The organism is Kitasatospora sp. NPDC096128 (genome assembly GCF_040303105.1).
Lineage (GTDB): Bacteria > Actinomycetota > Actinomycetes > Streptomycetales > Streptomycetaceae > Kitasatospora.
Genome location: NZ_JBEOSP010000046.1, coordinates 17,442 through 43,303, shown reverse-complemented (window position 1 = coordinate 43,303; position 25,862 = coordinate 17,442). Strand labels below are relative to the sequence as shown.

At 73.1% G+C, this 25,862-nt stretch carries 17 protein-coding genes; 8 read left to right on the top strand and 9 right to left on the bottom strand.

Annotated features, from left to right (window positions below):
• Positions 1–22 precede the first annotated feature (22 nt).
• On the bottom strand, positions 23–8,674 hold the full coding sequence (locus tag ABTY61_RS34710) for a type I polyketide synthase (RefSeq protein WP_350509149.1): 8,652 nt from the start codon (positions 8,672–8,674) through the stop codon (positions 23–25).
• Positions 8,675–9,144: 470 nt separating this feature from the next.
• On the opposite strand from ABTY61_RS34710, the gene ccrA reads away from it, so the two are divergent.
• The 4 genes from ccrA (at position 9,145) to ABTY61_RS34690 (ending at position 14,781) form a co-directional block, all read left to right on the top strand.
• Positions 9,145–10,494: a crotonyl-CoA carboxylase/reductase gene (gene ccrA, locus ABTY61_RS34705; RefSeq protein ID WP_350509148.1), complete on the top strand. Its 1,350-nt coding sequence runs from the start codon at positions 9,145–9,147 to the stop codon at positions 10,492–10,494.
• A 76-nt stretch (positions 10,495–10,570) separates the two neighbouring features.
• The gene (locus tag ABTY61_RS34700; protein WP_350509147.1) at positions 10,571–11,791 is read left to right on the top strand and encodes a cytochrome P450; all 1,221 of its coding nucleotides are present in this window, start codon (positions 10,571–10,573) and stop codon (positions 11,789–11,791) included.
• A 159-nt stretch (positions 11,792–11,950) separates the two neighbouring features.
• Positions 11,951–13,756 carry a fatty acyl-AMP ligase gene (locus ABTY61_RS34695; protein ID WP_350509146.1) on the top strand — a complete coding sequence of 602 codons (1,806 nt, stop codon included), beginning with the start codon at positions 11,951–11,953 and terminating at the stop codon, positions 13,754–13,756.
• Entirely contained in the window at positions 13,753–14,781 is a 1,029-nt protein-coding gene (locus tag ABTY61_RS34690; RefSeq protein ID WP_350509145.1) for a beta-ketoacyl-ACP synthase III, read from the top strand. The genes ABTY61_RS34695 and ABTY61_RS34690 overlap by 4 nt, the downstream gene beginning before the upstream one ends.
• Positions 14,782–14,954: 173 nt before the next feature.
• On the opposite strand, the gene ABTY61_RS34685 is transcribed toward ABTY61_RS34690, so the two are convergent.
• Positions 14,955–15,890, bottom strand: coding sequence for an LLM class flavin-dependent oxidoreductase (locus tag ABTY61_RS34685; RefSeq protein WP_350509144.1), 936 nt, complete (start codon positions 15,888–15,890; stop codon positions 14,955–14,957).
• Positions 15,891–16,233: 343 nt separating this feature from the next.
• On the opposite strand from ABTY61_RS34685, the gene ABTY61_RS34680 reads away from it, so the two are divergent.
• The gene (locus ABTY61_RS34680; RefSeq protein ID WP_350509143.1) at positions 16,234–16,407 is read left to right on the top strand and encodes a hypothetical protein; all 174 of its coding nucleotides are present in this window, start codon (positions 16,234–16,236) and stop codon (positions 16,405–16,407) included.
• Positions 16,408–16,544: 137 nt separating this feature from the next.
• Here the strand turns inward: ABTY61_RS34680 and ABTY61_RS34675 are convergent, their stop codons facing one another.
• Positions 16,545–17,285: a hypothetical protein gene (locus ABTY61_RS34675; RefSeq protein WP_350509142.1), complete on the bottom strand. Its 741-nt coding sequence runs from the start codon at positions 17,283–17,285 to the stop codon at positions 16,545–16,547.
• Positions 17,286–17,355: 70 nt separating this feature from the next.
• Entirely contained in the window at positions 17,356–18,441 is a 1,086-nt protein-coding gene (locus ABTY61_RS34670) for an LLM class flavin-dependent oxidoreductase (RefSeq protein ID WP_350509141.1), read from the bottom strand.
• 464 nt (positions 18,442–18,905) lie between these two features.
• On the opposite strand from ABTY61_RS34670, the gene ABTY61_RS34665 reads away from it, so the two are divergent.
• Complete coding sequence (locus tag ABTY61_RS34665) at positions 18,906–19,394, top strand: hypothetical protein (protein ID WP_350509140.1); 489 nt, start codon at positions 18,906–18,908, stop codon at positions 19,392–19,394.
• 421 nt (positions 19,395–19,815) lie between these two features.
• Here the strand turns inward: ABTY61_RS34665 and ABTY61_RS34660 are convergent, their stop codons facing one another.
• Together ABTY61_RS34660 and ABTY61_RS34655 are read right to left on the bottom strand one after the other, a co-directional pair.
• Positions 19,816–20,232 carry a nuclear transport factor 2 family protein gene (locus tag ABTY61_RS34660; RefSeq protein WP_350509139.1) on the bottom strand — a complete coding sequence of 139 codons (417 nt, stop codon included), beginning with the start codon at positions 20,230–20,232 and terminating at the stop codon, positions 19,816–19,818.
• A 58-nt stretch (positions 20,233–20,290) separates the two neighbouring features.
• Positions 20,291–21,157: an RNA polymerase sigma-70 factor gene (locus ABTY61_RS34655; RefSeq protein WP_350509161.1), complete on the bottom strand. Its 867-nt coding sequence runs from the start codon at positions 21,155–21,157 to the stop codon at positions 20,291–20,293.
• Positions 21,158–21,389: 232 nt separating this feature from the next.
• On the opposite strand from ABTY61_RS34655, the gene ABTY61_RS34650 reads away from it, so the two are divergent.
• Both ABTY61_RS34650 and ABTY61_RS34645 read left to right on the top strand, forming a co-directional pair.
• Positions 21,390–21,872, top strand: coding sequence for a carboxymuconolactone decarboxylase family protein (locus tag ABTY61_RS34650; RefSeq protein WP_350509138.1), 483 nt, complete (start codon positions 21,390–21,392; stop codon positions 21,870–21,872).
• A gap of 1,144 nt (positions 21,873–23,016) precedes the next feature.
• Positions 23,017–23,691 (top strand): hypothetical protein, encoded by a 675-nt coding sequence (locus tag ABTY61_RS34645; protein WP_350509137.1) that lies wholly within the window; start codon positions 23,017–23,019, stop codon positions 23,689–23,691.
• 63 nt (positions 23,692–23,754) lie between these two features.
• Here the strand turns inward: ABTY61_RS34645 and ABTY61_RS34640 are convergent, their stop codons facing one another.
• From ABTY61_RS34640 to ABTY61_RS34630, 3 genes are all read right to left on the bottom strand, one after another.
• Complete coding sequence (locus ABTY61_RS34640) at positions 23,755–24,171, bottom strand: hypothetical protein (RefSeq protein WP_350509136.1); 417 nt, start codon at positions 24,169–24,171, stop codon at positions 23,755–23,757.
• On the bottom strand, positions 24,168–24,356 hold the full coding sequence (locus ABTY61_RS34635; RefSeq protein WP_350509135.1) for a hypothetical protein: 189 nt from the start codon (positions 24,354–24,356) through the stop codon (positions 24,168–24,170). Before ABTY61_RS34635 ends, ABTY61_RS34640 begins: the two co-directional genes overlap by 4 nt.
• Positions 24,357–24,546: 190 nt before the next feature.
• A complete protein-coding gene (locus ABTY61_RS34630; protein WP_350509160.1) occupies positions 24,547–25,338 on the bottom strand; it encodes a YwqG family protein in 792 nt (263 codons plus the stop codon).
• Positions 25,339–25,862 lie beyond the last annotated feature (524 nt).

The following is a 25,862-nucleotide window of genomic DNA, read 5'->3' as shown; positions in this document are numbered from 1 at the left end:
CTCCTCCGTCGTGTTCATCGTCTCAGTCCTCCTCGCTGTCGGTGGTGCCGAAGTCGGTGATGTCGAAGTCGGTGATGCCGAACTCGTCGGCGATCAGGTCGAAGATCTCCTCGTCGGTGGCCGCGTCCAGCTCGGCGCGGTCCGGGTCGAACGGGGCCAGCAGGTCACGTAGTTCGGCCACCAGGGGGCCCCGTTCGGGCTCGCTCAGCGCGGCCAGGTCGGCGGCCAGCCGGCTCAGCTCGGCACGGAGCCGGTCGGGGTGGGGCCGGTCGGGGCCGGGGGCGGCCGGCTCGGGGGCCAGGACGGCCTGGAGGTGCAGCGCCAGTTCGCCGATGGTCGGATGGTCCAGCAGCAGGGTGGGCGGCAGGCGCAGTCCGGTGTCCGAGTTGATCCGGTTGCGCAGTTCGACCGCGGTCAGCGAGTCCACCCCGAGCTCCAGGAAGCCGCGGTGCTCGCTCAGCGTTCGCGGGGCGTGGCCGAGGACGGCGGCGACCTTCTCGCGCAGGTAGTCGCCGACCAGCGCCGTCCGCGCCTCGGCGGGCTGCCCGGCGAGCCGTTCGGCCAGTGCGGTGACGGCACGCCGCCCACCGGGCGCCGGTTCGGCGGCGACGGCCGTCGGCCGGCGGGCCAGGGCGCGCAGGATCGCGGCGAGTCCGCCGTCGGCGGCCCGGCCCGCCAGGACGGCCGGGACGGTCGGGGCGGGCACCAGAACGGCATCCGGGCGGGCGAGCGCGGCCTGGTAGAGAGCAAGCCCGTGCTCGGCCTCGATCGGGGCCAGGCCCAGCCGCTCGAAGCGGGACCGGCCGGTGTCGTCCAGCCGGTCGCCCATCCCGCCGGGGCCGGACCACAGGCCCCAGGCCAGGGCGGTGGCGGGCAGGCCGAGTGCGTGCCGGTGTCGGGCCAGGCCGTCCAGGAAGCCGTTGGCCGCCGCGTAGTTGGCCTGGCCGGCGGTGCCGAGCACGCCGGCCACCGAGGAGAACAGGACGAACTGGGCCAGGTCCGCGCTCCGGGTCAGCTCGTGCAGATGCCAGGCGGCATCGGCCTTGGCCCGCAGCGTCGCGGTCAGGCGCTCGGGGGTCAGTGCGGCGAGGACGCCGTCGTCCAGCACGCCCGCGGTGTGCACCACCGCGGTCAGCGGCCGGTCCGCCGGGACCCGCGCCAGCAGCCCGGCCAGCGCGGCCCGGTCGGCCACGTCGCAGGCGGCAACGGTCGGCTCGGCGCCGAGCGCTGCCAGCTCCGCCAGCAGTTCGGTCGCCCCGGGCGCCTCCGGACCGCGCCGGCTGACCAGCAGCAGCCGCCGGGCCTGCCCGGTCCGCACCAGGTGCCGCGCCAGCAGTGCGCCGAGCGCGCCCGTACCGCCGGTGATCAGGACCGTCCCGTCCGGGTCGAGCGGCCCCGGCCCGGCGCCCCTTGAGCCGCCGTCGTCCGCCCGGACCAGCCTGGGCACCGCCAACCCGCCCTTGCGCAGTGCCACTTCCGGCTCCGTCAGGGCGAGCGCCCCGGGCAGCGCGCGCAGCGACTGCGGGGTGCCGTCCAGATCGATCAGGGTCAGCCGCCCCGGGTGCTCGCCGCGCGCCGACCGCACCAGGCCCCACACCGCGGCCGCGGCCGGTGCCTGGGGGCCGCCGCCGTCGGCCGCGCCCTCGGTGACCAGCACCACCCGGGTACCGGCTGTACGGTCGTCCGCCAGGACATCCTGCAGCGTTGCCAGGACCGACCGGACGGCCGCGTGCGCGGCGCTCAGCGGCTCGTCGGAACCGGTCGGTGCGCGGACCAGCAGCACGTCCGGGGCCTCGCCCTCGGCGGGCGGGAACGGGCCGGCCACCTCGTGGACGGCCGCTCCCGTCGCCCGCAGGGCGGCCGCCAGCTCGGGGGCGTCCAGGACGGCCACCGAGCCCACCGGCGCCGGCGTCGCGGGCCCGGCCGGCTGCCAGTCGACCCGCAGGAGGTCACGGGCCACCGCCGCCTCCGAACCGCCCAGCCGGGAGGTCTCCACCTCGCGGAGCCTCAGCTCGGCGACGGTGGCGACGACGGCGCCCTCGGCGTCGGTCAGCTCCAGCCGGGCACGGTCGGGGCCGGTCGGGATGATCCGGGCCCGGGCCGCCCTCGCGGGGGAGCCCTCGCCGAGCGACACCCCGGACCAGGAGAACGGCAGCGCGATCCGGCCGGAGCCCTGGTCGCCGCGCCCCTTGACCAGCGGGTGCAGGGCGGCGTCGAACAGCGCGGGGTGGAGCAGGAACCCGGCCGGATCGACCTCGGCCGGGAGCCGGAGCTCGGCGTACGACTCCGCGCCGCGCCGCCCGGTGGCGGTCACCGCCCGGAAGGCGGGCCCGTAGCCGTAGCCCTCGGCGGCGAGTTCGGCGTAGAAGCGCTCAACCGGGGCCGGGGCCGAGGCCGGCTCGACGGCCGGGGGTTCCGGCGACGGCCGGTGCGAGGGGCCGGCGGAGGCAGCCGCCAGCGTGCCGGAGGCGTGCCGGATCCACGGCTCGCCCGGGTCGGCGTCGGCCCGGCGGGAGTGCACGGTCACCCGGCGCGCGCCCGTCTCGTCGGCGGGGCCGACGACCGCCTGGAGCCGCAGCCCGCCCTGCTCGGGCAGCACGGCCGGAGCCTCCAGGGTGAGGTCCTCCAGGGTGCGGAGCCGTACCGACTCGCCCGCCCGCAGGGCCAGTTCCACCAGGGCGGTGCCGGGCAGCAGGACCGTCCCGGCGATGGCGTGGTCGGCCGCCCACGGATGGGTGCCGGCGGACACCAGGCCGGTCAGCACCGCCCCACCGCCGTCGGCGAGTGCGACTTCGGTCGGGAGCAGCGGATGCCCGGTCGCTCCGGCCGCCGCCGGAGCGGGCGCGTCCAGCCAGTACCGGCGGCGCTCGAACGGGTAGACGGGCAGCTCGACGGGCGTCAGCGGCGGTCCGAGCAGCACCGGCCAGTCCACCTCGCCGCCGTCGACGTACAGCGCGGCGAGCGCCGCCAGCAGCCCGGCCACCTCGGGGCGGTCGCGCCGCAGGGTCGGGACGGCCACGGCCGTCCCGCCCTCGGCGGCGAGCGCGTCCGCCGCGAGCGTGGCGAGCACCGCGTCGGGCCCGATCTCGACGTACCGCCGGACCCCGGCCGCCCGCAGCGCCGTCAGGCCGTCGTGGAAGCGCACGGCCTCGCGGGCGTGCCGCACCCAGTACTCCGGATCGGTCAGCTCACCGGGAGCAGCGAGCCGGCCCGTGACGGTCGAGACCACCGGCAACTGCGGTTCCGCGTAGGTGATCCGCTCGGCGACCCGGCGGAAATCCGCGAGCATCGGCTCCATCAGCGGGGAGTGGAAGGCGTGGCCGACCCGCAGCCGGGCCGCCCGACGGCCACGGCCCCGCCAGCGGGCCACGACCTCCTCCACCGCGTCCAGGTCGCCGGAGACCACGGTGGCGCGCGGGCCGTTCACGGCCGCCACCGAGATCCGGCCGGGCAGGCCCGCCGGCTCCGCCAGGGATGCCTCGACCTCCCCGGCCGGCGCCTCGATCGAGGCCATCGCGCCGCCCTCGGGCAGCGCGTCCATCAGGGCGCCGCGGGCCGCGACCAGCGCGGCGGCGTCGTCGAGCGACAGCACACCGGCCAGGTGCGCGGCCGCGATCTCGCCGATGGAGTGCCCGATCAGGAGGTCCGGCGCGGGCACCAGGGTGCGGATGAGTCCGAAGAGCGCGGTCTGCAGGGCGAACAGGGCGGGTTGGGTGTACGCGGTGCGGTCGAGCAGCTGCGCGTCGGCGCTGCCGGGTCGGGCGAGGAGCACCTCGCGCAGAGGGCGTCGCAGATGGGGGTCGAAGGCGGCACTGACCTCGTCGAGGGCGGCGGCGAACACGGGGAAGACCTGGTACAACTCGCTTCCCACCCCTGGCCGTTGACTGCCCTGGCCGGTGAACAGGAAGGCGGTGCGCCCGGCGGCGGCCGCTTCGCCGAGGACGGCCGCGGTGGTCGGTACGCCGGCCGCGACCGCGGTCAGGGCGGTCCGCAGGCCGGCCGCGTCGGTGCCGGTCACGACGGCGCGGTGGTCGAACGCGGTACGGGTGCCGGCCAGCGCCCGGGCGACGGCGTCGACGTCGGGGTCCTCGCCGAGGGTTTTGAGCAGGCGGTCCGCCTGGGCGCGCAGGGCGGCCGGCGTACGGGCGGAGAGCACCCACGGTACGGACGGGAGGCCGCTGGGGGGCTGCGCGGCGGGGGCGGGTTCCGGGGCCTGTTCGAGGATGAGGTGGGCGTTGGTGCCGCTGATCCCGAAGGAGGAGATGCCGGCCCGGCGCGGCCGGTCCAGCTCGGGCCAGGCCCGCTGCTCGGTGAGCAGGGAGACCCCGGCGTCCCAGTCGACCAGGGCCGAGGGCTGATCGACGTGCAGGGACTTCGGCAGCACGCCGTGACGTAGGGCCGAGACCGTCTTGATGACCGCGCCGACCCCGGCGGCGGCCTGCATGTGGCCGACGTTCGACTTGAGCGAGCCCACCCGGAGCGGCTCTCCGGTCCGGCCGCGCCCGTAGGTCTCGACCAGGGCGGCGGCCTCGATCGGATCGCCCAGCGTGGTGCCGGTGCCGTGCGCCTCGACGGCGTCCACCTCGCCCGCCGTCAGGCCGGAACGCCGCAACGCCTCGGCGATCACCCGCTGTTGAGCACGGCCATTGGGCGCGGTGAGGCCGTTGGAGGCGCCGTCGGAGTTGATGGCGCTGCCGCGGATCACCGCGAGCACCCGGTGACCGTTGCGCCGGGCGTCCGACAACCGCTCCAGCACCAGCACCCCGACGCCCTCGGCCCAGCCCGTCCCGTCGGCGCCGGCCGCGAAGGGCTTGCAGCGGCCGTCGGGGGCCAGGCCGCGTTGGCGGCTGAACTCGGTGAACATGCCGGGGGTGGACATCACGGTGGCGCCGCCGGCCAGGGCCAGGGTGCACTCGCCGCTGCGCAGGGCCTGGGCGGCAAGGTGGACGGCCACCAGCGAGGAGGAGCAGGCCGTGTCCACGGTGACGGCCGGGCCCTCCAGGCCGAGGGTGTAGGCGATCCGGCCGGAGGCCAGGCTGATGCTGCTCCCGGTCAGCAGGTGGCCCTCGTGACCGGGCGCGGGTTCGTGCAGCCGCGGGCCGTAGTCGAGTTGGGTGAGGCCCGCGTACACGCCGGTGCGGGTGCCGCGCAGCTCGGCGGGGCGGATCCCGGCGCGTTCCAGGGACTCCCAGGCGACTTCGAGCAGCAGGCGCTGCTGGGGGTCCATGGCCGCTGCCTCGCGGGGTGAGACGCCGAAGAACTCGGCGTCGAACTGCCCCGCGTCGTAGAGGAATCCGCCTTGGCGGGTGTAGCTGTGGCCGGGCTTGTCGGGGTCGGGGTGGTAGAGCTGCTCGGGCCAGCCGCGGTCGGCCGGGAACGCGCCGATCGCGTCCCGGCCGTCCGCCACCAACTCCCAGAGTTCCTCCGGGGAGTTCACCCCGCCGGGGAAGCGGCCCGCCATCGACACGATGGCGATCGGCTCCTCGGCGGCGGCCCGGGGCTCCGCCGGCGGCTCGGCGCCCGGCTGCGCCTCGGTGAGGTGGTCGGCCACCGCCCGTGGGGTCGGGCGGTCGAAGGTGAGGGTGGCGGGCAGATCGCGCCCGGTGGCGGCGCTGAGGCGTTCGGTGAACTCGACCGCGCCGATGGAGTCCAGGCCGAGGTCCCGGAACGTCCGGTCGGCATCCACCCGCTCGACATCCCGGTGACCGAGCACGGCGGCGACGGCGGCCAGCACCTGCGGCAGCCCGGCGGTCCTGCTCGTCCGTGCTGCGGCCGGCACCTGCGGCTGTGTCTGCGGCTGTGTCTGCGGTCGGGGGGCGGTGGGTACGGCCGGTCGGGCCGGTCCCCCGGCGGTCCGCGGCGGGGCGGTGAAGTCGGTGAACCAGTGCGGCTCCCGCTGGAAGGCGTACGTGGGCAGCGTCGTCCGGGCGCCGCCGCCCCGCCCGACGACGGCGGACCAGTCGAACTCCACACCGTGGACGTGCAGTTCGGCGAGGGAGCGCAGCAGCTCCGCCGGTTCCGCAGCGCCGCCGTGCAGCAGTGGGACGACGGGGCGGCGGCTGCCGTCGCCGGAGGGCCGGGCCGCGAGGGCCTGCCGGGTGAGCGAGGCGAGCACCCGGCCGGGCCCGACCTCGGCGTAGCCGGCCGCGCCCGCTTCGGCGAGGGTGAGCACGCTCTGGTGGAAGCGGACCGGCCGGCGGATCTGCTCGGCCCAGTAGTCGGCGGAGCCCAGGTCTCCGGCCCCCGCGACCCGTCCGGTCACCTCGGAGACGACGGTGAGCCGCGGCGGGTGGAAGCGCAGCCCGGCGGCGATCCGCCGGAACTCCGCCACCGCGCTGTCCATGTGGGCCGAGTGGAAGGCATGGCTGACCCGCAACCGCCGTGTTCGCCTGCCCAGTTCGGCGAAGTGGGCGGCGACCTCGGCGACCGCTCCGGCGTCCCCGGAGAGCACCACGGCGTCGGGGCCGTTGACCGCCGCGAGCGACACCCGCCCGTGCTGGGCGGCGAGCAGCGGGGCGACTTCGTCGGCGCCGGCCTGGACGGCGGTCATCACGCCGTCGGCGCGGGCGGCCTGCATCAGCCGGCCACGGGCGGTGACCAGGACGGCGGCGTCGGCGAGGTCGAGGACCCCGGCGGCGTGCGCGGCGCCGATCGCGCCGACGGAGTGGCCGAGCACGAACGCCGGTCGCAGGCCGCGCAGTTCGGTGAGACGGTGGACGGCGGTCGCCAGCGCGAACAGCGCGGGCTGGGTGTACTCGGTGCGGTCGAGCAGCGCGGCCCCGGGGGAGCCCGGATCGGCGAACAGCACCTCGCGCAGCGGCCGGTCGAGGTGGGGGTCGAGCGCTGCGGTGACCTCGTCCAGGGCGGCCGCGAACTCCGGTACGGACCGGTACAGTTCGCGACCGGCGGCGGCCTGCTGGCTGCCCTGGCCGGAGAACAGCAGGGCGAGGCCGCCGACCGGCCCGGTCGGCCCGGTCCCGAGGACGGTCCGGGGGTCCGCGGCGCCGTCCGCCAGGGCGCGGAGGCCCGCCAGCAGATCGGCTCGGTGCTCGCCGAGCAGCACGGCCCGGTGCCGGAAGTGGGTCCGGGTGGTCGCCAGCGCCTCGGCGAGCGCCGCCAGGTCAGGCTCCCCGTCAACGTCCGGTTCGGCGTTCGGCCGGGTGGACAGGTGCTCGGCCAGCCGGGCGGCCTGGGCGCGCAGCGCCGCCTCGGTGCGACCCGACAGCGGCCAGGCCAGCCCTCCCGCCCGGGAGCCCGGTGCGGCGGCGCCCACCGGCTCCGCAGTGGAAGGCGCCCCGGTCAGCAGCACATGGCAGTTGGCGCCGCCCATGCCGAAGGAGCTGACGCCCGCGATCGGCGGGCGCGCCGGGTCGGGCCACGGCATGAGGGCGTCGGGCACCTGCAGTCCGAGGAGGTCGAGCGGGATGCGGGGATGGGGCGTGCGGTGGTTCAGGGTGGCCGGGACCTGCCGGTGCTGGAGGCTGAGCACGGCTTTGAGGAAGCCGACGATCCCGGCCGCGCCCTCCAGGTGGCCGACGTTGCTCTTGGCCGAGCCGACCAGCAGGACGCCGCCGCCCGGCCGCTCGGCGGTCGGGTCCTCGTCGGCGGTCCGGCGTTCGTCGGCCTTCGGGTGCTCGTCGGCGTTCGGGGCCTCGTCCACAGCCCCGTGGCCACTTTCACCCCGGTAGGCGGCGCCGACCGCCGCCGCCTCGACCGGGTCGCCGACCGGGGTGCCGGTGCCGTGCAGTTCGACGTACTGGACGTCCGCCGCGTCGACACCGGCCTGCCGGAGCGTCCGTCGGATCAGCTGCCGCTGGGCTACGGCGTCGGGCACCGTGAGGCCCTCGGCCGCGCCGCCGTGGTTGGTCTCGCTGGCGAGGATCACCGCGTGCACCGGATCGCCGTCGGCGCGGGCTCGGTCGAGCCGCTTGAGCAGGACCAGGCCGCCGCCCTCGCCGCGGGCGTAGCCGTCGGCCCGGGCGTCCAGCGGGTAGCTGCGGCCGTCCGCCGAGAGTCCGCCGAACTCCCGGGCCTCGACGGTGCTTCCGGAGTCCAGGATGAGGTTGACGCCGCCGGCCAGGGCCAGCTCGCAGTCACCGTCGCGGACGGCCCGGTGGGCGAGGTGGAGGGCGACCAGGGCGGAGGACTGGGCGGTGTCGACGGTGAGGCTGGGGCCGTGCAGGCCGAGGGTGTAGGAGATCCGGTTGGCGAGCAGGCCGTGGGCGAGCCCGGTGAGGGTGTGCCGGGAGGGCGGCGGCGCGTCCGGTCCGTGCCGGAGCAGCCGGTAGTCGTGGGCCATCGCGCCGACGAAGACGCCGGTGCGGCTGCCGTGCAGCCCGGCGGGCGGGATTCCGGCGTGTTCCAGGGCCTCCCAGCCGAGTTCGAGCAGCAGCCGCTGCTGCGGGTCGGTCTCGGCGGCCTCGCGCGGGGAGAGGCCGAAGAAGTCGGCGTCGAAGCGGTCGACGTGGTCGAGGTAGCCGGCGGGCGGCAGAGCGGGGTCGAGTCCGCGGTGGGCGGCGGGGCGGCCGATCGCGCTGCGGCCCTCGGCGAGCAGGGTCCAGAAGGAGTCCGGGGAGGGAGCGCCGGGCAGCCGGCAGGCCAGGCCGACCACGGCGACCGCGTTCGGCGGCAGCTCCGGTGTCGCAGGGGTGGGGTGCTGGTCCTGGCGCGTCATGGTGGGAGTGGCACCCCTTCTGGAGTGAATCGGGTTCTGTGCGCGGGTCGCGCGGGTCGCGCAGGTCGCGCAGGCCGTGCGTGCCGTGCGTGCCGCACGGAAAGGAGCGGAGCGGTATCGCTGCCGACCCCGGGGATTCGGTGGGAATCCTGTCGCCGAGCGCCGTTGATTCCGCCTCGAGTTCGGTGCGGGAATTGCGGGGCGTGCCCGTTCGGAGCGGTGCGCGTCCTGGAAGTATCGGCGCCCGTCGGATTTCCGGTCCACCCCTATCTCTCGGGCCGGAATGACCGTTCAGCTGGAGGTCCTGGGCGGGGTCCGCCCCAAGGGGACCGGCCTTGAGCTGCGGATTCGTCCCCCCGGTGGCGGCCCGAAGCGTTAGGGGTTCCCGGCCCGGAAGGTGCGCGCGTAGCGTCGGAGACGGCCATTGGGAAGTTCCGGACGACCACTCCGTGCTGGTGAGGGGAATTCAGGTGGATGAGCTGACCGAGGCGGTCCTGCGGGGCGCGCCGCCGGAGGAGTTGGCGGGTCTTGCGTTGCCGCAGGATTACACCGCCGCGCATTTGCGACAGGAAGATGTCCCGATGTTTCGGGGTGTTGCGGACAAGGACGTCCGCCGCTCCTTGCACGTCGGCCGGGTGCCGCTGCCGGAGCCGGCGCCGGACGAGGTGGTGGTGGCGGTGATGGCCAGTTCGGTCAACTACAACACGGTCTGGTCCGCGACCTTCGAGCCGGTGTCGACCTTCGGCGCGCTCAAGCGCTTCGCCCGTGCGGGCGGGTACGCCGCGCGGCACGACCAGCCGTACCAGGTGATCGGCTCGGACGCCGCGGGAGTGATCGTCCGCACCGGTGCCGGGGTGCGCCGCTGGAAGGTCGGCGACCACGTCGCGGTGAGCACCGCGGTGGTGGACGACCAGGACCCGGTGACGCACGCCGACGGCATGCTCGGTGCGGACCAGAAGGCCTGGGGCTACGAGACCAACTTCGGCGGGCTGGCGCACTACACGGTGGTGCGGGCCAGCCAGTTGGTGGCCAAGCCGCCGCACCTGACCTGGGAGGAGACGGCGAGCATCCCGCTCTGCGGGGGGACGGCGTACCGGATGCTGGTCAGTGACCGCGGGGCCCGGATCAAGCAGGGCGACGTGGTGCTGATCTGGGGTGCCAGTGGTGGACTGGGCGCCTTCGCCGTGCAGTTGGTGAAGAACGGCGGCGGCATCCCGGTCGGCGTGGTGAACTCGGAGCGCAAGGCGGAGCTGGTGCGCCGGCTCGGCTGCGACGTGGTGATCAACCGGGAGGAGATCGGGATCGGCCGGGCCCCCGAGTCCGCCGACGAGACGGTGGAGCTGGCGAAGCGGCTGGGCCGGGCGATCCGGCAGCAGGTCGGCGAGGACCCCCACGTCGTCTTCGACCACGTCGGAAGGGCGACCTTCGGGATCTCGGTGATCGTGGCCCGACGCGGCGGGACGGTGGTCACCTGCGGCTCCAGCACCGGCTACCAGCACACCTTCGACAACCGCTACTTCTGGATGAACCTCAAGCGCATCATCGGCAGTCACGGCATGAACCTGGGCGAGGCCGACGAGATGATGCGGCTCTACCGGCTCGGGCTGCTGGCCCCGGTGGTGTCCCGGGTGTACCCGCTGGAGGAGGTCGGCGAGGCCGCCCGGCTGGTGCAGACCAACGGCCACACCGGCAAGGTGGGCGTGCTCTGCCTGGCCGACCGTCCGGGCCTCGGCGTCACCGACCCGGCGACCAGGGCCCGGCTCGGCGAGGACTTCCTGAGCCCGCTGGCCGAGGAGCGCCGGCCCGCCCTGGTCGGCTGACCGCGGCCCCGCCCGCGCGCCAGGCCGGGTCCCCGCCCCCGTTCTCCGTCCTCCGCCGCCGTCCGAGGAGTCATGGATGACCCCGCAAGCCGTCCCCGCCGGCATCGACGTGTTCGACCCGGACCAGTACGTGCCCACCCCTCCCCACCACGACTTCGCCGTGCTCCGCAGCCAGGCCCCGGCATACCGCCAGCGCGACCCCCAACTGTCCGCCGGCCACTGGGCGGTGACCAGACACGCGGACGTGTCCTGGATCGCCCGCAAGCCCGAGCTGTTCTCCTCTCAGCTGGCCGGTGCCCAGCCGATGGAGTACGACGAGGTGGCCATCGGCATGCAGCGGATGATGATGATCAACCAGGACGCGCCGCAGCACGCCCGGGTCCGCAGCCTGGTCAACCGCGGGTTCACCCCGCGCATGGTGGAGCAGCTCCGCGACCGGATCGCCGCCGAGTGCGAACGGATCGTGGACGAGGCGCTGCGCGCCGGCGGGGGCGACTTCGTCGAACTGGTCGCCGCCGAGCTGCCGTTGGTGGTGATCGCCGAGCTGATGGGGGTGCCCCGGGAACAGCGGCACAAGCTGTTCGCCTGGTCGAAGGGGGTGGCCGGGGAGGCCGACCCGGACTCGGGCGGCGCGGTGGGGGCGCGGGCGGCCGCGCAGGAGATGGCGCAGTACGCGGCGGTGCTGGGCGCGGAGCGCCGCGGCTGCCCGGTGGGTGACATCGTCTCCCGGCTGGTCAGCAGCGACGCGGAGGGCAACCAGTTGACCGAGAGCGAGTTCCAGGCGTTCTTCGTGCTGCTCGCGGTGGCGGGCAACGAGACCACCCGGTACGCGATCGCGGGCGGGGTGCAGGCCCTGATGGCGCACCCGGAGCAGTGGGCGCGGCTGAAGGCGGACCCGTCGCTGGTGGCCACCGCGGCGGAGGAGATCGTCCGCTGGGAGACCCCGACCAAGGTGTTCCGGCGGACGGCCGTGACCGATGTGGAGATCGGCGGCCGGCTGATCCGGGCGGGTGACAAGGTCGTGGCGCACCTGACCTCGGCCAACCGCGACGAGGAGGTGTTCGACGACCCGTTCCGCTTCGACGTGGGGCGCGACCCGAATCCCCACCTCGGCTTCGGCGGCGGTGGCCCGCACTTCTGCATCGGGCGCCATCTCGCTCTGCTGGAGGTCGAGTTGATGTTCCGCACGCTGGTGGAGCGGGTGGCCGAGTTCCGGCCGGCCGGGGCCTCCCGGCGGTTGCGCTCCTACCAGTTCCACGGCCTCACCCGCCTCCCGGTGCGCCTGGTCGCGGCCTGAGCCCCGAACCGCACCGACGAGCCGTCCGAGGTGCCGTCCGACGAGCCGTCCGAGGTGCCGTCCGACGAGCCGTCCGAGGTGCCGTCCGACCCCGACCCCGTTCGACCCAGCCTCCGTCCGACCCCGCCCGGCCCCAAGCGATATCGAGGGATGCCTGCCATGACCGATTCCGTTCCCGGCGCCGCGCCCGGCGCGCTGCCCAGCCTTCCCGAGGTGCTGGCGCGCCGCAGTGCCGAGCAGCCGGACGAGCCGGCCTACGTGTTCCTGCGCAACGGCGAGGAGATCGCCGAGACCCTGACCTACCGACAGCTCGACGTCCGGGCGCGGGAGGTCGCGGCGCGGCTGGCCGCGCTCGGGCTGGGCGGGCGGAGCGTGGTGCTGCTGCACCCGTCCGAGCCGGGCTTCGTGTCGGACCTGCTGGGCTGCATGTACGCGGGGGTGGCGGCGGCACCGGTGCAGGTGCCGTCGCGCGCCCGCGGCCTGGAACGGCTGCGCAGGATCGCCGACGACGCCGGGACGACCGTGGTGCTCACCACGGCGGAGGTGAAGCGGGACCTGGAGGATCGTTTCGGCACACTGCCCCACCTGACCGGGCTGACCCTGCACGACCCGGCCTCCCTCGCCGCCGAGGCCGAGCGGACGGCGCCCGGGGCGGTGGCGGCCTGGCAGCCGCGCCCGATCGGCGCCCAGGAACTGGCGCTGCTCCAGTACACCTCGGGCTCGACGGGCACGCCGAAGGGGGTCCGGGTGACCCACGCCAACTTCGGCGGCAACGTGGACGAGACCGACCGGCTCTGGCCGTGCCGGGGCGACGCCCGGGTGGTGAACTGGCTCCCGCTCTTCCACGACATGGGGATGCTGTTCGGCGTGGTCCTGCCGCTGTGGGCGGGCATCCCCTCCTACCTGATGACCCCGGACGCGTTCATCCGCCGCCCGGCCCGCTGGCTGGAGGCGATCTCCCGGTTCCGCGGCACCCACGCCGCGGCGCCGAGCTTCGCGTACGAGCTGTGCGCCCGAGCCGTGGCGCAGGGCGAGCTCGCGCCCGGCCTGGACCTGTCCTCCTGGCGGGTGGCCGCGAACGGCGCGGAACCGGTGCGCTGGCAGACGCTCAGGTCCTTCACCGAGGCGCTGGCCCCGGCCGGCTTCCGCCCGGAGGCGATGTGCCCGGGCTACGGCCTGGCCGAGAACACCCTGAAGGCCACCGGCAGTCCGGAGGACCGGCTGCCGACCGTGCTGTGGCTGTCCGCCGAGGAACTGCGCGCCGGACGGGCGGTCGAGGTGCCCGAGGACGGGGCCGGCACCGGTGCCGTCGTACCGAGCATCGGCTGCGGTGGGGTGGTCGGTGACAGCCTGCTGCGGATCGTCGACCCGGAGACCCGCGTCACCCGGCCGGACGGCGAGGTCGGCGAGATCTGGGTGAGCGGCCCCTGCGTCGCCGCCGGCTACCACGGCCGGGCGGAGGAGTCCGAGCGGACCTTCCGGGCCCGCCGCGCCGACCGCACCGAGCGGCGCACCTGGCTGCGCACCGGCGACCTCGGCTTCCGGCACCGGGACGAACTGTTCGTCACCGGCCGGATCAAGGACGTGGTGATCCGCCAGGGCCGCAACTTCTACCCCCAGGACATCGAACTGTCCGCCGAGAACGCCGACCCGGGCCTGCACCCGAACTGCGCGGCTGCGTTCTCCGCCGACGACGGCAGCCGGGAGCGCCTGGTCCTGGTGGTCGAGGCCGACGGCCGGACGCTGCGGGCCGGCGGCGAGCAGCTGCGCGAGCGGATCCGCCGCGCGGTGCACGACAGCCAGCGGCTGGAGGCGGACGAGATCGTGCTGGTGCGCCGCGGTTCGCTGCCGCGCACCTCCAGCGGCAAGGTCCAGCGCCGGGAGACCCGACGCCGTTACCTGGACGGCGAGTTCGGGACGGCCGGGGCGGCGGCGCCACGCGAACGGGTGGAGGCCGGGCGATGACGGGGGTGCTGCGGGCCCCGGCGCCGGTCGGCGGTGCGCGGATCCTCGGCGTCGGCGCGTACCGGCCGAGCCGGGTGGTGGACAACCACGAACTGGCCCCGGCCATCGACTCCAGCGACGAGTGGATCCGGCGGCGCTCCGGCATCGCCACCCGCCGCTTCGCCGCGCCGGACGAGACGCTGGTGGAGATGGCCGCGGCGGCGTCCCTGAAGGCACTCGCCCACGCGGGGGTGCCGCCGGAGTCGGTGGACGCGGTGATCCTGGCGACCATGTCGCACCTGGAGCAGTCGCCGCCCGCCGCGCCCCGCCTGGCGCACCGGATCGGCGCCGCCGGGGCGGGCGCGGTGGACGTGGGCGCGGCCTGCGCCGGGTTCTGCCACGCCCTCGCGCTGGCCGACGGCCTGGTCCGCTCCGGGCACGGCCGCCATGTGGTGGTGGTCGGTGCGGAGCGGATGAGCGACATCGTCGACCCCACCGACCGGGGCACCGCTTTCCTGTTCGGCGACGGCGCCGGCGCGGTGGTGGTCGGCCCCGCGGACACCCCCGGCATCGGCCCGGTGGTGTGGGGCGCGGACGGTTCGGCCTCGGCGGCGATCGCCCACTCGTCCCCCTGGACGGTGCTGCGCCGGTCCGGCCGACCGTCCGACGCCCTGCCCGCGCCCGCCGCGTGGCCGACCCTGCGGATGGACGGTCCGGCGGTCTTCCGCTGGGCCGTGGCGACCGTCCCGCAGATCGGCCGTCGGGCCCTGGCGGCGGCCGGAGTGGATGCCGCGGAGCTGTCCGCCTTCATCCCGCACCAGGCGAACGTCCGCATCGTCGAGGCCGCGGCGAAGTCGCTGGGCCTGCCCGCGCACGTCGCGGTGGCCCGGGACGTCACCGACGCGGGCAACACCTCGGCCGCCTCGGTGCCGCTCGCCATGGACCGCCTGCTCAGCGAGGGCGCCGTCGAACCGGGCGGCCTGGCCCTCCTGGTGGGCTTCGGCGCCGGCCTGTCGTACGCGGGCCAAGTGGTCGTCCTGCCCTGAAGGACCGACCGCCACCGTCACCGAGGTCGGCGGTTCGGGCACGAGGACGCCCGTCCTCGCCGCCGCGGCCGGCGTCGACGTCAGGAAGATGGTCGACCGCAAGCTCGACGCCACGGGCGGACTCGGCGTGCCGATCGAGGTCCCGCGCGAGGACGGCAGCACCGCGAGGCGGCTCAGGCCGTGGGCCGCCGGCCGGTGACGAGCTCCCGGACGAGCGCGAACGAGCGAAGGCGCAGCTGGTGGTCCGGGCACGGCGTGGAGACGGCCAGGGTGTCGGGCCGGTACAGGTCGAGAAGATGGGCCAGGTGCGGCCGGACCTGCTCCGGGGTGCCGACCAGGGTCCGGGGCCGGGCGGAGGGCGGGGGAGCGGTGGTCGCGGGCTGCTCAGTCGGCTGGTCCGCAGGTTGGGCCCAGGCCAGCAGGGCCCGCAGTACGGCGGCCTCGTCGGGGTCGTCGGCGCAGGCGATCCGCACCGCCAGCGCGATGCGCGGTGCCCCGGGGCCAGCCTCCGTCCGGCAGAACCGCCGGTAGTGGTCGAGCGCTTCGGGGCGGGGCAGCTCATCGGCGGGGAGTCTGAGGCAGAACGGAAGCCCGTGGGCCGCCGCGACGGCGGAGTCCTCGGCGTGCCGCCCGGCCAGCCAGATCCTCGGTGAGGTCCGGTCCGGCGGATCAGCGGTGTCCAGGGTGGTCTGGGCGTCCTCGTGGCGGAGGGCGGCGAGCAGCGCCGCGATCCGGGGGCCCGGGGAGCGCGGGCCGGGCGGCGCGTCGAGGTCCGGGGTGACGATCAGGTCGGACCGCCGTGGGTGCAGGTGGGCGAGCGACATGAAGCCGGCGGCACCGCGCACCGGGCCGCCGTCCGCCGGCAGCACCAGGCCGGTCCCCACCCGGATGGATCCGGTGATGGTGGCGGCGGCGGAGGCCATGGCGGTCAGCGCGTGCGGGTGGCCGGTCGTACCGAGGCCGGCGGCCGCCCAGTAGCCGTCCCAGCCCAGTTGTTCGCAGTCGAGCGCCAGCCGGACGGCTTCCTGGGCGGCGAGCGCCGTACCGGTGAGCCCGTCCTCCTGGCTCGACACGTGGATCGGCGCCTGATCATCGACGATCAGTTCCATCGGATGTGGGAAGAGCCTTTCGGATCGCGGAGCGGTGGAGTCGTGACCCGCATCGATCGCGGGGAATTGCATTCCATCGCGGGAGAAAATTTGGCCCCGGGAATCCGTGGGTGATTCCGTGCAAAAGGACCGTAGCACCGGAGAATGCCGCTTTCGCTGTGCTGCCGGTCGACTTTGGATTAGTCCGTCCGGTATCTGATCGACGGGTGCCCGGCCGGGTCCGGCCGGGCAGGGCGGTGCGGGCGCCGTCCAGGAGTTGGTAGCGCCGCCCGTCGCGAGCCGCGGTCGCTCTCCGGTAATTTCCCGTCCCCGCCCGATTTCCTCTCGACCACAGGAATCCCCCGTGCCCGCGATACCGCTCCCGGCCGAGGACCTGCCGGTGGAATGGGCCGCCCACGAGGCCGTACTCCGCCGCATCCTGGACCGCCTCCGGTCCACCGAGACCTCCGACGGCCCCGGAGCCCGCCCGGCGGAGAACGCGAATCCGTGCTCTGCGCCGATCGATCGGCTCCGCTGAGCTCCGCCCCCACCCCCGTAGCCCCACCCCCGCGGCCCCACCCCCGCCGACCGGCACGATCGCCCCGCAGAGAAAGCGCCATGAGCATTCGCCGTCTGAGCATCCGCAGCACCGGCCCGGTCCGGCCCGGCTGCGGCTCAACTCCCGGAGATCGTGGAACCTCCGGTCAGCCCCAGCGGGTGGCAGGTCCACTGGATCCGCTGCTCGGTCGCGGAGGCGGTGAGCAGGGCGTCGAGGCTGGAGTGCCGATCGCCCCAGCTGCCGCTGCCGTGCCGGTAACCGCCCCCGGGCTCGACGCCGACCTCCAGCGGGCGCGGGGTGCCGGACGGCCGGTCCGGGGAGAGCTCCCAGCCGAGCGGGCCGGTCAGCAGCCCGGGCCGGTCGGCGGTGGCCTCGAGGTGGGTGTGCAGCAGGCCGCCGACCCGCAGCGCCCCGCTGTGCCAGACCCGGACGTCCCCCGCCTCGGAGCCGCCCAGCGACGCCGGCTCGGCGAGCAGCTCGGTGCTGGCGGAGGGTGCGGCCGGCGCGTCGAGGTGCAGCGCCGCCGAGCGGGGCAGGAGGGCATGGTGGACGACCAGCACCAGCCCGCCGCGCTCGGGCACCGGACCGAACCGGCAGATCACGAACTCCACGCCGTACTCCGGGTCGTTGAAGACGCCGGGCAGGGCGAGGACGGCGTGGGAGTCGCCGGGCCGGGTGAGGTAGGCGAGCCAGAGCGGGAGGGCTTTGGCGACCGGCGGCACCGGGCGGTGTTCGAGGGCGACCACGGTGAACAGCCCGGCCGGGGTGTCGAGCAGCCCGCCGTGGCTGAGCCGGGTGCCGGGCGTGTCGAGGAGCGTCTCGGGCGGGCGGATCAGGCTGGGGCGGGTCGGGTGCATGCGGCGACGGTAGGGGACGGCCGGGCACCCGTCGGTGCGGCCCCCGAGCGCCGCACCGACGGGTCAGCCGTTAGGGCGCGTCAGGCCGGACCTGGCCCTTCCCGGGCGCCGAGCGCGACCAGCCCAGGGCGGGGCCGAGCCGGGTGGCCAGGTCGGTGAGGATCTGCACGTAGTCCTCGGGCTCGAAGCTGAACGGCAGCGCGAAGGCGACCTCGTCCACCTCCCGGTAGCCGGCGTGGGCGTGCAGTCGTTCGGCGAGTTCCGCCGAGTCGCCGACCAGGTCGGGGGCGAAGAGCAGCCGGTTCGGCCCCTGCGGGGCGAGGGTGCGCGGGGTGCGGGAGAGTGCGTACGCCCGGTACTTGGCACGCTGCTCAGGGGTGGCGCTGTCGGTGGGGATGACCACCAGGCCCTGCGAGACCCGGGCGCGCTCGCCGTCCGGGTGCCGGGCCCGGAAGGCGCGGATCTGCTCGGCCTGGATGGTGGCGAAGTCCAGCGCGGGGTCCGCTGCGGAGTCCGTTGCGGGGCCGCCCGCTTCGGGTTTGACCACGCTGCTGGTCAGCAGGTTGAGCCCCTGCTCGCCGGCCCAGCGGGCCGAGCGCAGGCTGCCGGCGCCGTACCAGAGCCGGTCGGCGAGGCCGGGGGAGTGCGGCTGGACGCGGCGCGAGTACACCTCGATGCCCTCGGTGCCGGCGAAGTCGGAGGCGTCCTCGCCCCGGACCAGGGCGAGGAAGCGCTCGGCGCGGGCGGGGGAGAAGTCCTCGTGGTCCCCGGTGTCGGGGTAGAGCGCACCGCGTACATGCTCGTAGTGGACGGGCGGGCCGACGCTGAAACCGGGGTTGAGCCGGCCGCCGGAGAGCAGGTCGACGGTGGCGAGGTCCTCGGCGAGCCGCAGCGGGTTCTCCCAGCCGAGCGGCGTGACGGCGGTGCCGAGCTGGATCCGGCTGGTGCGCTGGGTGGCGGCGGCGAGGACGGCGACGGGGGAGGAGATCCCGTACTGGAGGTGGCGGTGGCGCAGCCAGGCGCTGTCGAAGCCGAGCTGCTCGCCGAGGGTGATCAGGTCGAGGGTGGACTCGTGGCCTCGGCGCGGGTCGGCCTCGTCGAAGAGCCCGATGGTGAGGAAGCCGAGTTTCCGCAGCGGTCGGGGGGAGGACGGCATGGTGGCGGCTCCGCGTGGGGTCTTGCGGCCCAGGGGAGGGCCGGGGAGGGGGTGCCCGTCGACCGTACGCAGAGCGCCGGGCGCGCGACAAGATCGGCGCGTGATCCGGACAAGGGGCCGCAACGCGGCGTAACGGGCGGCAATGTGCGACAGCCCGCGAGTTCTCCTGAGCCCCGCTGAGTACACGAGGCCGTGGCCAGCAGCTTCGTCCTCCTTCGAGTGCTCTGCCGGAGTGTGACGTGACTTCGGGATTCCTGAAGCGTTCTCAGCTCGTGCGACCGATCTGCGGTCCGGTCGAAGGCGAGGAGGCGCGGGTTGTCGACGCTGGCGGTGGTGCGGAACCTGCGCGAGTACCGGGAACCGGTGTCGGCGGAGGAGTTGGAGCGGTTCGAGACGGACGTGCTGGCCGGCTGTGGATGTCTTCGACCCGGCGACGTGCACCCTGTTCCTGTGCAACCAACCTTGTGACACAGCTCGGTCAGCCGGACCTCGCCGACTACGCCAGAGCCGCGGTCGCCACCGCGATGGCCGAAGCCGGCGAGAAACGTTCCCGGATGGTCACCGACCAGGACGAAGCACGCGAGGCGACCTGGCGCGAACGGGCCCTGAACGCCGAAGACGCCCTCAAAGCCGCCCACGCCGAGATCCTCACCCAGCGCACCCGCATCGGCGAACTCCTCGGCCAGATCATCGACCTGGAAGCCGAATGGACCCAGGAGACCATCCAGCGGATCACCACCGAGAACACCACCCTCAAACAGCGCGTCCGCCAGCTCACTACCGACAACCGGTCCTTCGACGAACGCCACAAGGCCGCCCGCTCCACCCCCGCTTCCAGGACCGCCGCGTCGCGGACCTCGAAGCCCAGATCGCGGGTACCTGACCACTCAACGAGTGTCGCTCGATCAGGTTCGTTGACCAGGGAAACCCTTGGTCAATGGACCGTTCGGTAGGCCAGGCTCCGGGATATGCAGCCTCACAACGAGCAGGCAGCAGGCGAGGTCTTGCGCCAACGTGCTCTCGGCGAAACATCAACCCGTCGATGGGCGTGGCCTGGCACCGCTTCCTCGCCTTCTTCAAGCCGAGGATGGCGAAATTCACGCCCGCTGTGTGTCCAGCCCGGAGAGAATGTCCCCGTTGAAGCTCGCGCGGCGGGCTGCAGACCTTGTTGTGGCGGCCCGCCGACCAGCTCGGTGAAGAGCTCGTACGGCAGCCAGCCTCAACCGTTCACGCGCCGCCTGCTCCTCGGGCGCGTACCCACCCGCCTGCGCATACCTCATCCCTACGGCATACCGCAGGGACCATGTACCGTCAGCAGTCCTATCAGCACTACGAGTTCAACCTGGGTCATTCACGGCTCGCGTCGCCACTGCGTCATCCCAGTCGTGTCACGCCATTCAAGGGAACGCGTCGAGGTGACACCTTGCGACAGCAGATCCGCCAGCCGCCGTCTGTGCGCACCACGGCGTCGTCGTAGGTCACAGATCCGCACGTCCCATCTGCTTTGATGCCCAGCCCCTTGGATCGGACGGACACTTGGTCGTCCTGAGGAGGGGCGATGACGATGTTGGTGACGTGGTGCGCGACAGGATTGGCGTCGCCGAGTGCCAGCGCGGCTTCCCTGATGGCCACCACCCCGGCGAGCAGGCCCTGGCCGAAGTCGGTCAGGTCGTAGATGACGTCGGCGGTGAACAGCTTCTCCAGTCCGTCCAGGTCACCATCATCGACCAAGTGCCCGTGTGACGAGATCAGCTCTGCGATGGCCAGGCGGTCTGCGAGCGTGATCTCCATGTGGTCTTCTCCCTCGGTCCGGTCGTTAGCCGGGTGATGATGCCATGGCGCCCAAGACTCAGCGTCGCAGGGCGGTCTCCCGATCCATACGCGACAGCTTCTCGGGGTTGCGCACTGCGTAGAGCCCGGTGATGAGACCGTCGTCGATGCGCAGCGCCATGACGGTGTCGAGCTCGCCGTCAAGGCGGATAACCAGCGTCGGGCAGCCGTTGACGGATGCCGGCTGCAGCGATGCCGCGGCAGCGATCCTGCCCAACACGTGGGCCACCTGCTCGGCCCCCACGACGGGCGTCAGCGCGGCCTTCACGACTCCGCCGCCGTCACCCAGCAGGGCAACGTCCGGCGCGAGGATGCCGAGCAGGTTCTGCAGATCGCCCGTTTCGATCGCCCGTTGGAACGCCTCGAGCGCGCGGCGGGTCTCGGATGCGGGAATGCCCCCACGCGGCCGGCGCGCAGCGACGTGTGCTCGTGCTCGGTGGGCGATCTGGCGGACCGCGGCCGGGCTCTTGTCGACGGCTTCAGCGATCTCGTCGTACTCCAGATCGAACACCTCGCGCAGCACGAACACCGCCCGCTCGGTCGGCGCGAGCGTCTCCAGCACCAGCAGCATCGCCATCGAGACGCTGTCGGCCAGCTCGACATCCTCGGCCACGTCGGGCGCGGTCAGCAGCGGCTCGGGCAGCCAGGGGCCGACGTAGGACTCCCTGCGGCGTGCGAGCGTCCGCAGCCGGCTCAGCGCCTGGCGGGTGGTGATCCGGACCAGGTAGGCACGCTGGTCGCGCACAGTGTCGAGGTCGACGCCCACCCACCGCAGCCAGGCCTCCTGCAGGACGTCCTCCGCGTCGGCGGCCGAGCCGAGCATCTCGTAGGCGACGGTGAAGAGCAGGTTGCGGTGGGCGATGAACGTCTCGGTGGCAGAGCCCATGCGGCCGCCCGGAGGGAGCGGCTCGGGGGCGTCCGTGGTGTGCTCACTCAATGCCGGCTCCTGCCGTTCCGTTCTCGGATGTGCCGTACACCAGACGCCGGTCCCCACCGCTCTGTGACACCCGCAGCCCGTGGTGCATGTCACATTGCCGCGTCGTCACAAGGACCGGGCTATCGGCATCTTGTGTCCGTCCCGTGCGGCTGCACACGACACCACGAGTGAGGACCGACCGATGGAACCCCGATTCAACCTGTTCGACAGCCCGACCGCCGCGAAGGTCGCCAAACGGTTCTACAACGCCTCGTTGGCGCTCCGGGAGTCGACGCTGCCGAAGACCGTGCAGGAACTGGTGGAGCTGCGCGCCAGCCAGATCAACGGCTGCGGCTTCTGTATCGACATCCACACCAAGGAGGCCGCGGCCGCCGGGGAAACGCCGCTGAGGCTGAACCTGGTCGCTGCCTGGCGCCACACCACCGTGTTCACCGAGGCCGAGCGCGCCGCTCTGGCGCTCACCGAGGAGGGCACCCGGCTCGCCGACGCCAACCAGGGCGTGTCCGAAGAGACCTGGGCCGAGGTACGCCAGCACTACGACGACGACCAGGTCGGTGCGCTGGTCTGCCTGGTATCCATGATCAACGCGGCCAATCGGATGAGCGTGATCCTGCACAACCAGGGGGGCTCCTACGAACCCGGCATGTTCGCCGCGCTCGACTGAGTGCGACGGTTGAAAAACCGGGCACTCATGGGACGGCCCGTCCACCGTCTCGGTGGACGGGCCGTCCCATGAGATCACCCTGACGAGCTACGACAACGAACCCAACTCCCCGTCCCGGACATGTAGTCCATGAATCGTCACAGTTCAGAGCCGGTTTGCGCGCTCCTGCGGTCGGTAAAATCGAGGATGACCAGTACGCCGTTCTCGTCGAGGCCGAGCGTGTCGATGCGGCCTCGGTGCCGTTCGTCGGGTATCCGTCGGCCAAGAGCCGAGATACTCGGCGGCCTGTTGGGCGTTCATGTCTTCGGTGGTCTCGACGAGCAGGATCGCGGCCGTGCGGCGGAACCTGCGTGAGTGAGGCGGGAACGGGCAGTCCGCGTCTGTCCAGAAGATCCGGAAGCACTGGTCGGGTAGTTCCTGGGGGGATGTTCTCGGGGGTGAAACCGTGGCGTCGTTCGATGTTGAGTGCGAGGAGCGAGGTGAGCCGGAACGCGGGGGCCGAGTGTGTGAACAGGTCCAGGCCTGGGTTGTGGACGTAGTTCTGGACTGACCGTTGACCAATGGTCAGGGTCTTCTGGGTCTCTGGCGGTGTCTGGAGCCGGCTCGCTCGGTCACGTTGGCTCTTGCCCCGGGTTCTGCCCAGCACGCCTCACTTTCTGGTGGCCCTACCCGCGTGAGTCCTGGCATGATGGGCCCCATGACGCAGACCCGAAAGGCCGATGGCGCGTAGGCCGCCCGGCGCCATCCGCGCTCAGCGGTGGCCAGCCCGCAGCACGGCCCGTTCCGTCCGCCGGATTCCGGGCATTCCCCGTCGAACTCGGGCGGCCATCTACCAGATCGAGGCCCAGCATCTGGGGCGCGGTGCTGTTGCTGAGGCTCTGCACCGATACGAGAGTTTCCTCCAAAAACCCGGCCGCTACCTGTATCTGCCCTGGGATGACTGCCCCTGCTGCGACCCGACGGACGCCCGGGGCACCCTCGAAGACGCCCTTCGCCGGCTGTCACCCGCAGCGCGGGGAGGGCTGCGCGAGATCGTCGCACGACTTGATGAGGAGTTCCTCGGTCGCACCTTGCCCGACCCATCGGCCGCGTCGGTGAGTTCATGGCATGCAGCAGCGTGGTGGAGGCAGCGAATCCGGGAGATATGACCGCTGACCTGCTGCCGGGCGGCGTCCTCCTGGACCGGGACGAGACGGACATCATCGAGCGCGCGCTCTTCATCGCCCTCTATCACCGGTGCCCACCTGCGGACAGCGAACCGTCGGTGGACACGTGCCGAGCCCTCTTCGACGAACTTCGTCGCGTCAGATCGACGGCACGGCCTTCGGGACCCGAATCTCGCCGGTTCGCCGCCGACGGCGTGCGACTGCGACGAGGGAGGGCGAACCGAGTCCTGATCTCGGGCACTGCCTGGTCCACCGCCCGGTCTGCCCTTCTCCTGGCCTGCTTCGACGACGATTTGTGTGAGCACGACTTCCAGACCATCGTGGGCTGGTCACGCAGCAACTTCCACGCCCTTGCAGCGCAGTGCGAGGTCCTGGACGCCGAGGGCCTGCGAGCCGAGCTGTTCCGCGCCCGGGCGCTGGGGGACGGTTTCCGGCACCGAAAGCTGCTGACCTTCGCACTCGACCACATGGACATGGCCCCGGCCGGCAGGGACGTGGAAGCGATAGGGAGGAGTCTCTCGGAACTGGTCAGCAGGTGCGACGTGGAGGTTTTCACCGATCTGCTCGCCAGAGTTCAGACCAAGGTGCTGAAACCCCCGCGCCGACCCAGGGGACCAGCGTCTGGCCGCCGCAGCCAACGGCTCTACCGGTGACGGTAGTTCGTCGTGCTCTGCGTTATCGCCGATACATCTCAGATTGCAGCCGATTGGCCGTCATCAGCGTCCCGCGCGATCGGTTCGATCGATGCGGGTGACGTTGCTGCTGGCTTCCAGCGTCTCGCGCAGGCGGGCGTTGTCCATGGCCAGACGCTGGATCTGGGCTGCTGCCAACTGGAGGTTCTCGGGCAGCGAGCGGTTGGCGCGGCGGAGTTTGGCGTTCCTCGCGGGGAGGACCTCGTAGGGGCTGGACCGCTTCACGGCGTCAGCGCGAGGTTCCGGGTTGGTGCGGGCGGTGGAGATCTCTTTGGCCAAGTCGGGGAAGTGTCGGCGGAAGGTGGTGTTGCTCAGGTCGAACTCTGCGGCCAGGGGGGCCAGGACGCCGGGGCGGGTGCCGTTGTCGTGGCACTCGTTGATGTACAGGTCCAGGACGCGGCGGACGTGGGCCTCGGCGGGGACGTTGGCGGGGCGACTCACGCGGACTCCCTGGTGGTGGTGTTCTCCAGCAGGAACGCGGTGATCTCCGTACGGCGGGCCTCCAGCCGGTGCCTCAGGAGTGGTGGCAGGGTCGGGCGGGTGGCCAGGCGGCGGGTAGTGCGCTCGATCTCGCGTTGCCAGGCGGCGGTGTTCTCGGGAGTGAGGGCGACGTTGCGGCAGGCCAAGGGCTTGCAGCCGCCGTGGTTGGGGAGTCCTTCAGCGAACCCATCAGCCGCCCTCCTCCACCTCCACGGTAGAGACGAGCGGCCTCCCGCACAGCCCCGTTCAGCGTTCTCCCAGGTCACCCCGACCCGGAAGAAGCACTGCACCCACCTCAGATGTCAAGCTGAGCCGCGGCTCCGGCATGGCGTCGGATCAGCACTGCTGACTGGTGAACCGGGCACGGTCGAAACGTAGTTCGGCCAGATCCTGCGGCCTGATGAGCCAGAAGAGCCTGCCACCGTCGCCCCACACCATCGCGGCGTCCTCGTCCGAGTCGATCTGAGCCAGGAGCAGCCACTCGCGGGCCTGCGCATGGTCATCGTGCGCGACTTCGAGCTCCACGGTGTGCTGCATTGGCAGCGCGTACCCGCCGACACGATGGTGCGGGTAGTCGCCGCCCAGATCATGAGCGAGGGCGGAGAAGGCCTCCTCGTGCTCCAGGTAGTCGCCAGAGGCGTCATAGGCCGGGGCGGAGACGAACAGGTCGGCTGCGAGCACCTGCTCGGCGTGGGGCCGGATTCCCGTTCCCTCGGTCACGGGCGCGGCGCGTTCCACGACGGGCACGCCCTCCGGGACGTACAACACCCGGGCGCCGGGCTGAGTCTCCTCATCGAAGGCGGTGACCACCTCATACCCGTCGTCGAGCTGGCCGTCGAAGTAGAAGAACAGCAGGGTACCCGTCGCCGGCAGGGCCAGGTCGATGTCATCGGTCGGCAGAGCGGCGCAGTCAAGGGAGGCAATGAAGGTCAGCGGGCCGTGGCCGGGCCATTCCGGCCACGCCGTGTCCTGCGGCATGCGGGGATTGCCGCCGAGTCGGCCCACGGCAGCCGCAGTCTCGCCCGGCCTCAGCGGACGCAGCCGGCAACTGCGGCGCAGCAGTCCCGTCCAGTGCTCCAAGGCATCAGCAGGCAGATAGTCCCGGGCGGCTTCGACGCACTCGTCCATGGTCATGACGCAGAATGTAGCGGCTGCCACCGTCAGCCGTGCTCGGCCCGCGAACAAGCCGACGCTCGCCGGCTTGCCGCCGGGATCACCGAAGGCACCTGACATCACTTCTGAATGGACAGCACCGGAGCCCGCCGGTGCCTCCACCGAGCCGAAGCTGTCCTGCGACTTCGCTCGCTCGTCTCCAACGGCGACCTCGACCCCTACTGACGCCTCCACGCCGCCCGCGAGCACGAACGCCTCCACCCCACCCCCAACCAGCGGAACTACACCCTCACTGCCTGATCAACAGCTTCACTCGAAGCGAACCGCACCCATCAGTTGGTACGGATCCCAGGGATCACCGGTCTCCCGTGAGCGGCCCCACTGCGGCAGCTCCAAAGCGGACAGATCACGCTCGGCACCCTCATCCTCAGGCATGCCCGGAAGCTGGCGGCAGCATCCTCCATACAGTGCCTGAACTGGGATAACTCCCAAGTTAGTTCAGTCAACAGGAAGCGCACCTCCTCCGGAGCGCTATCACC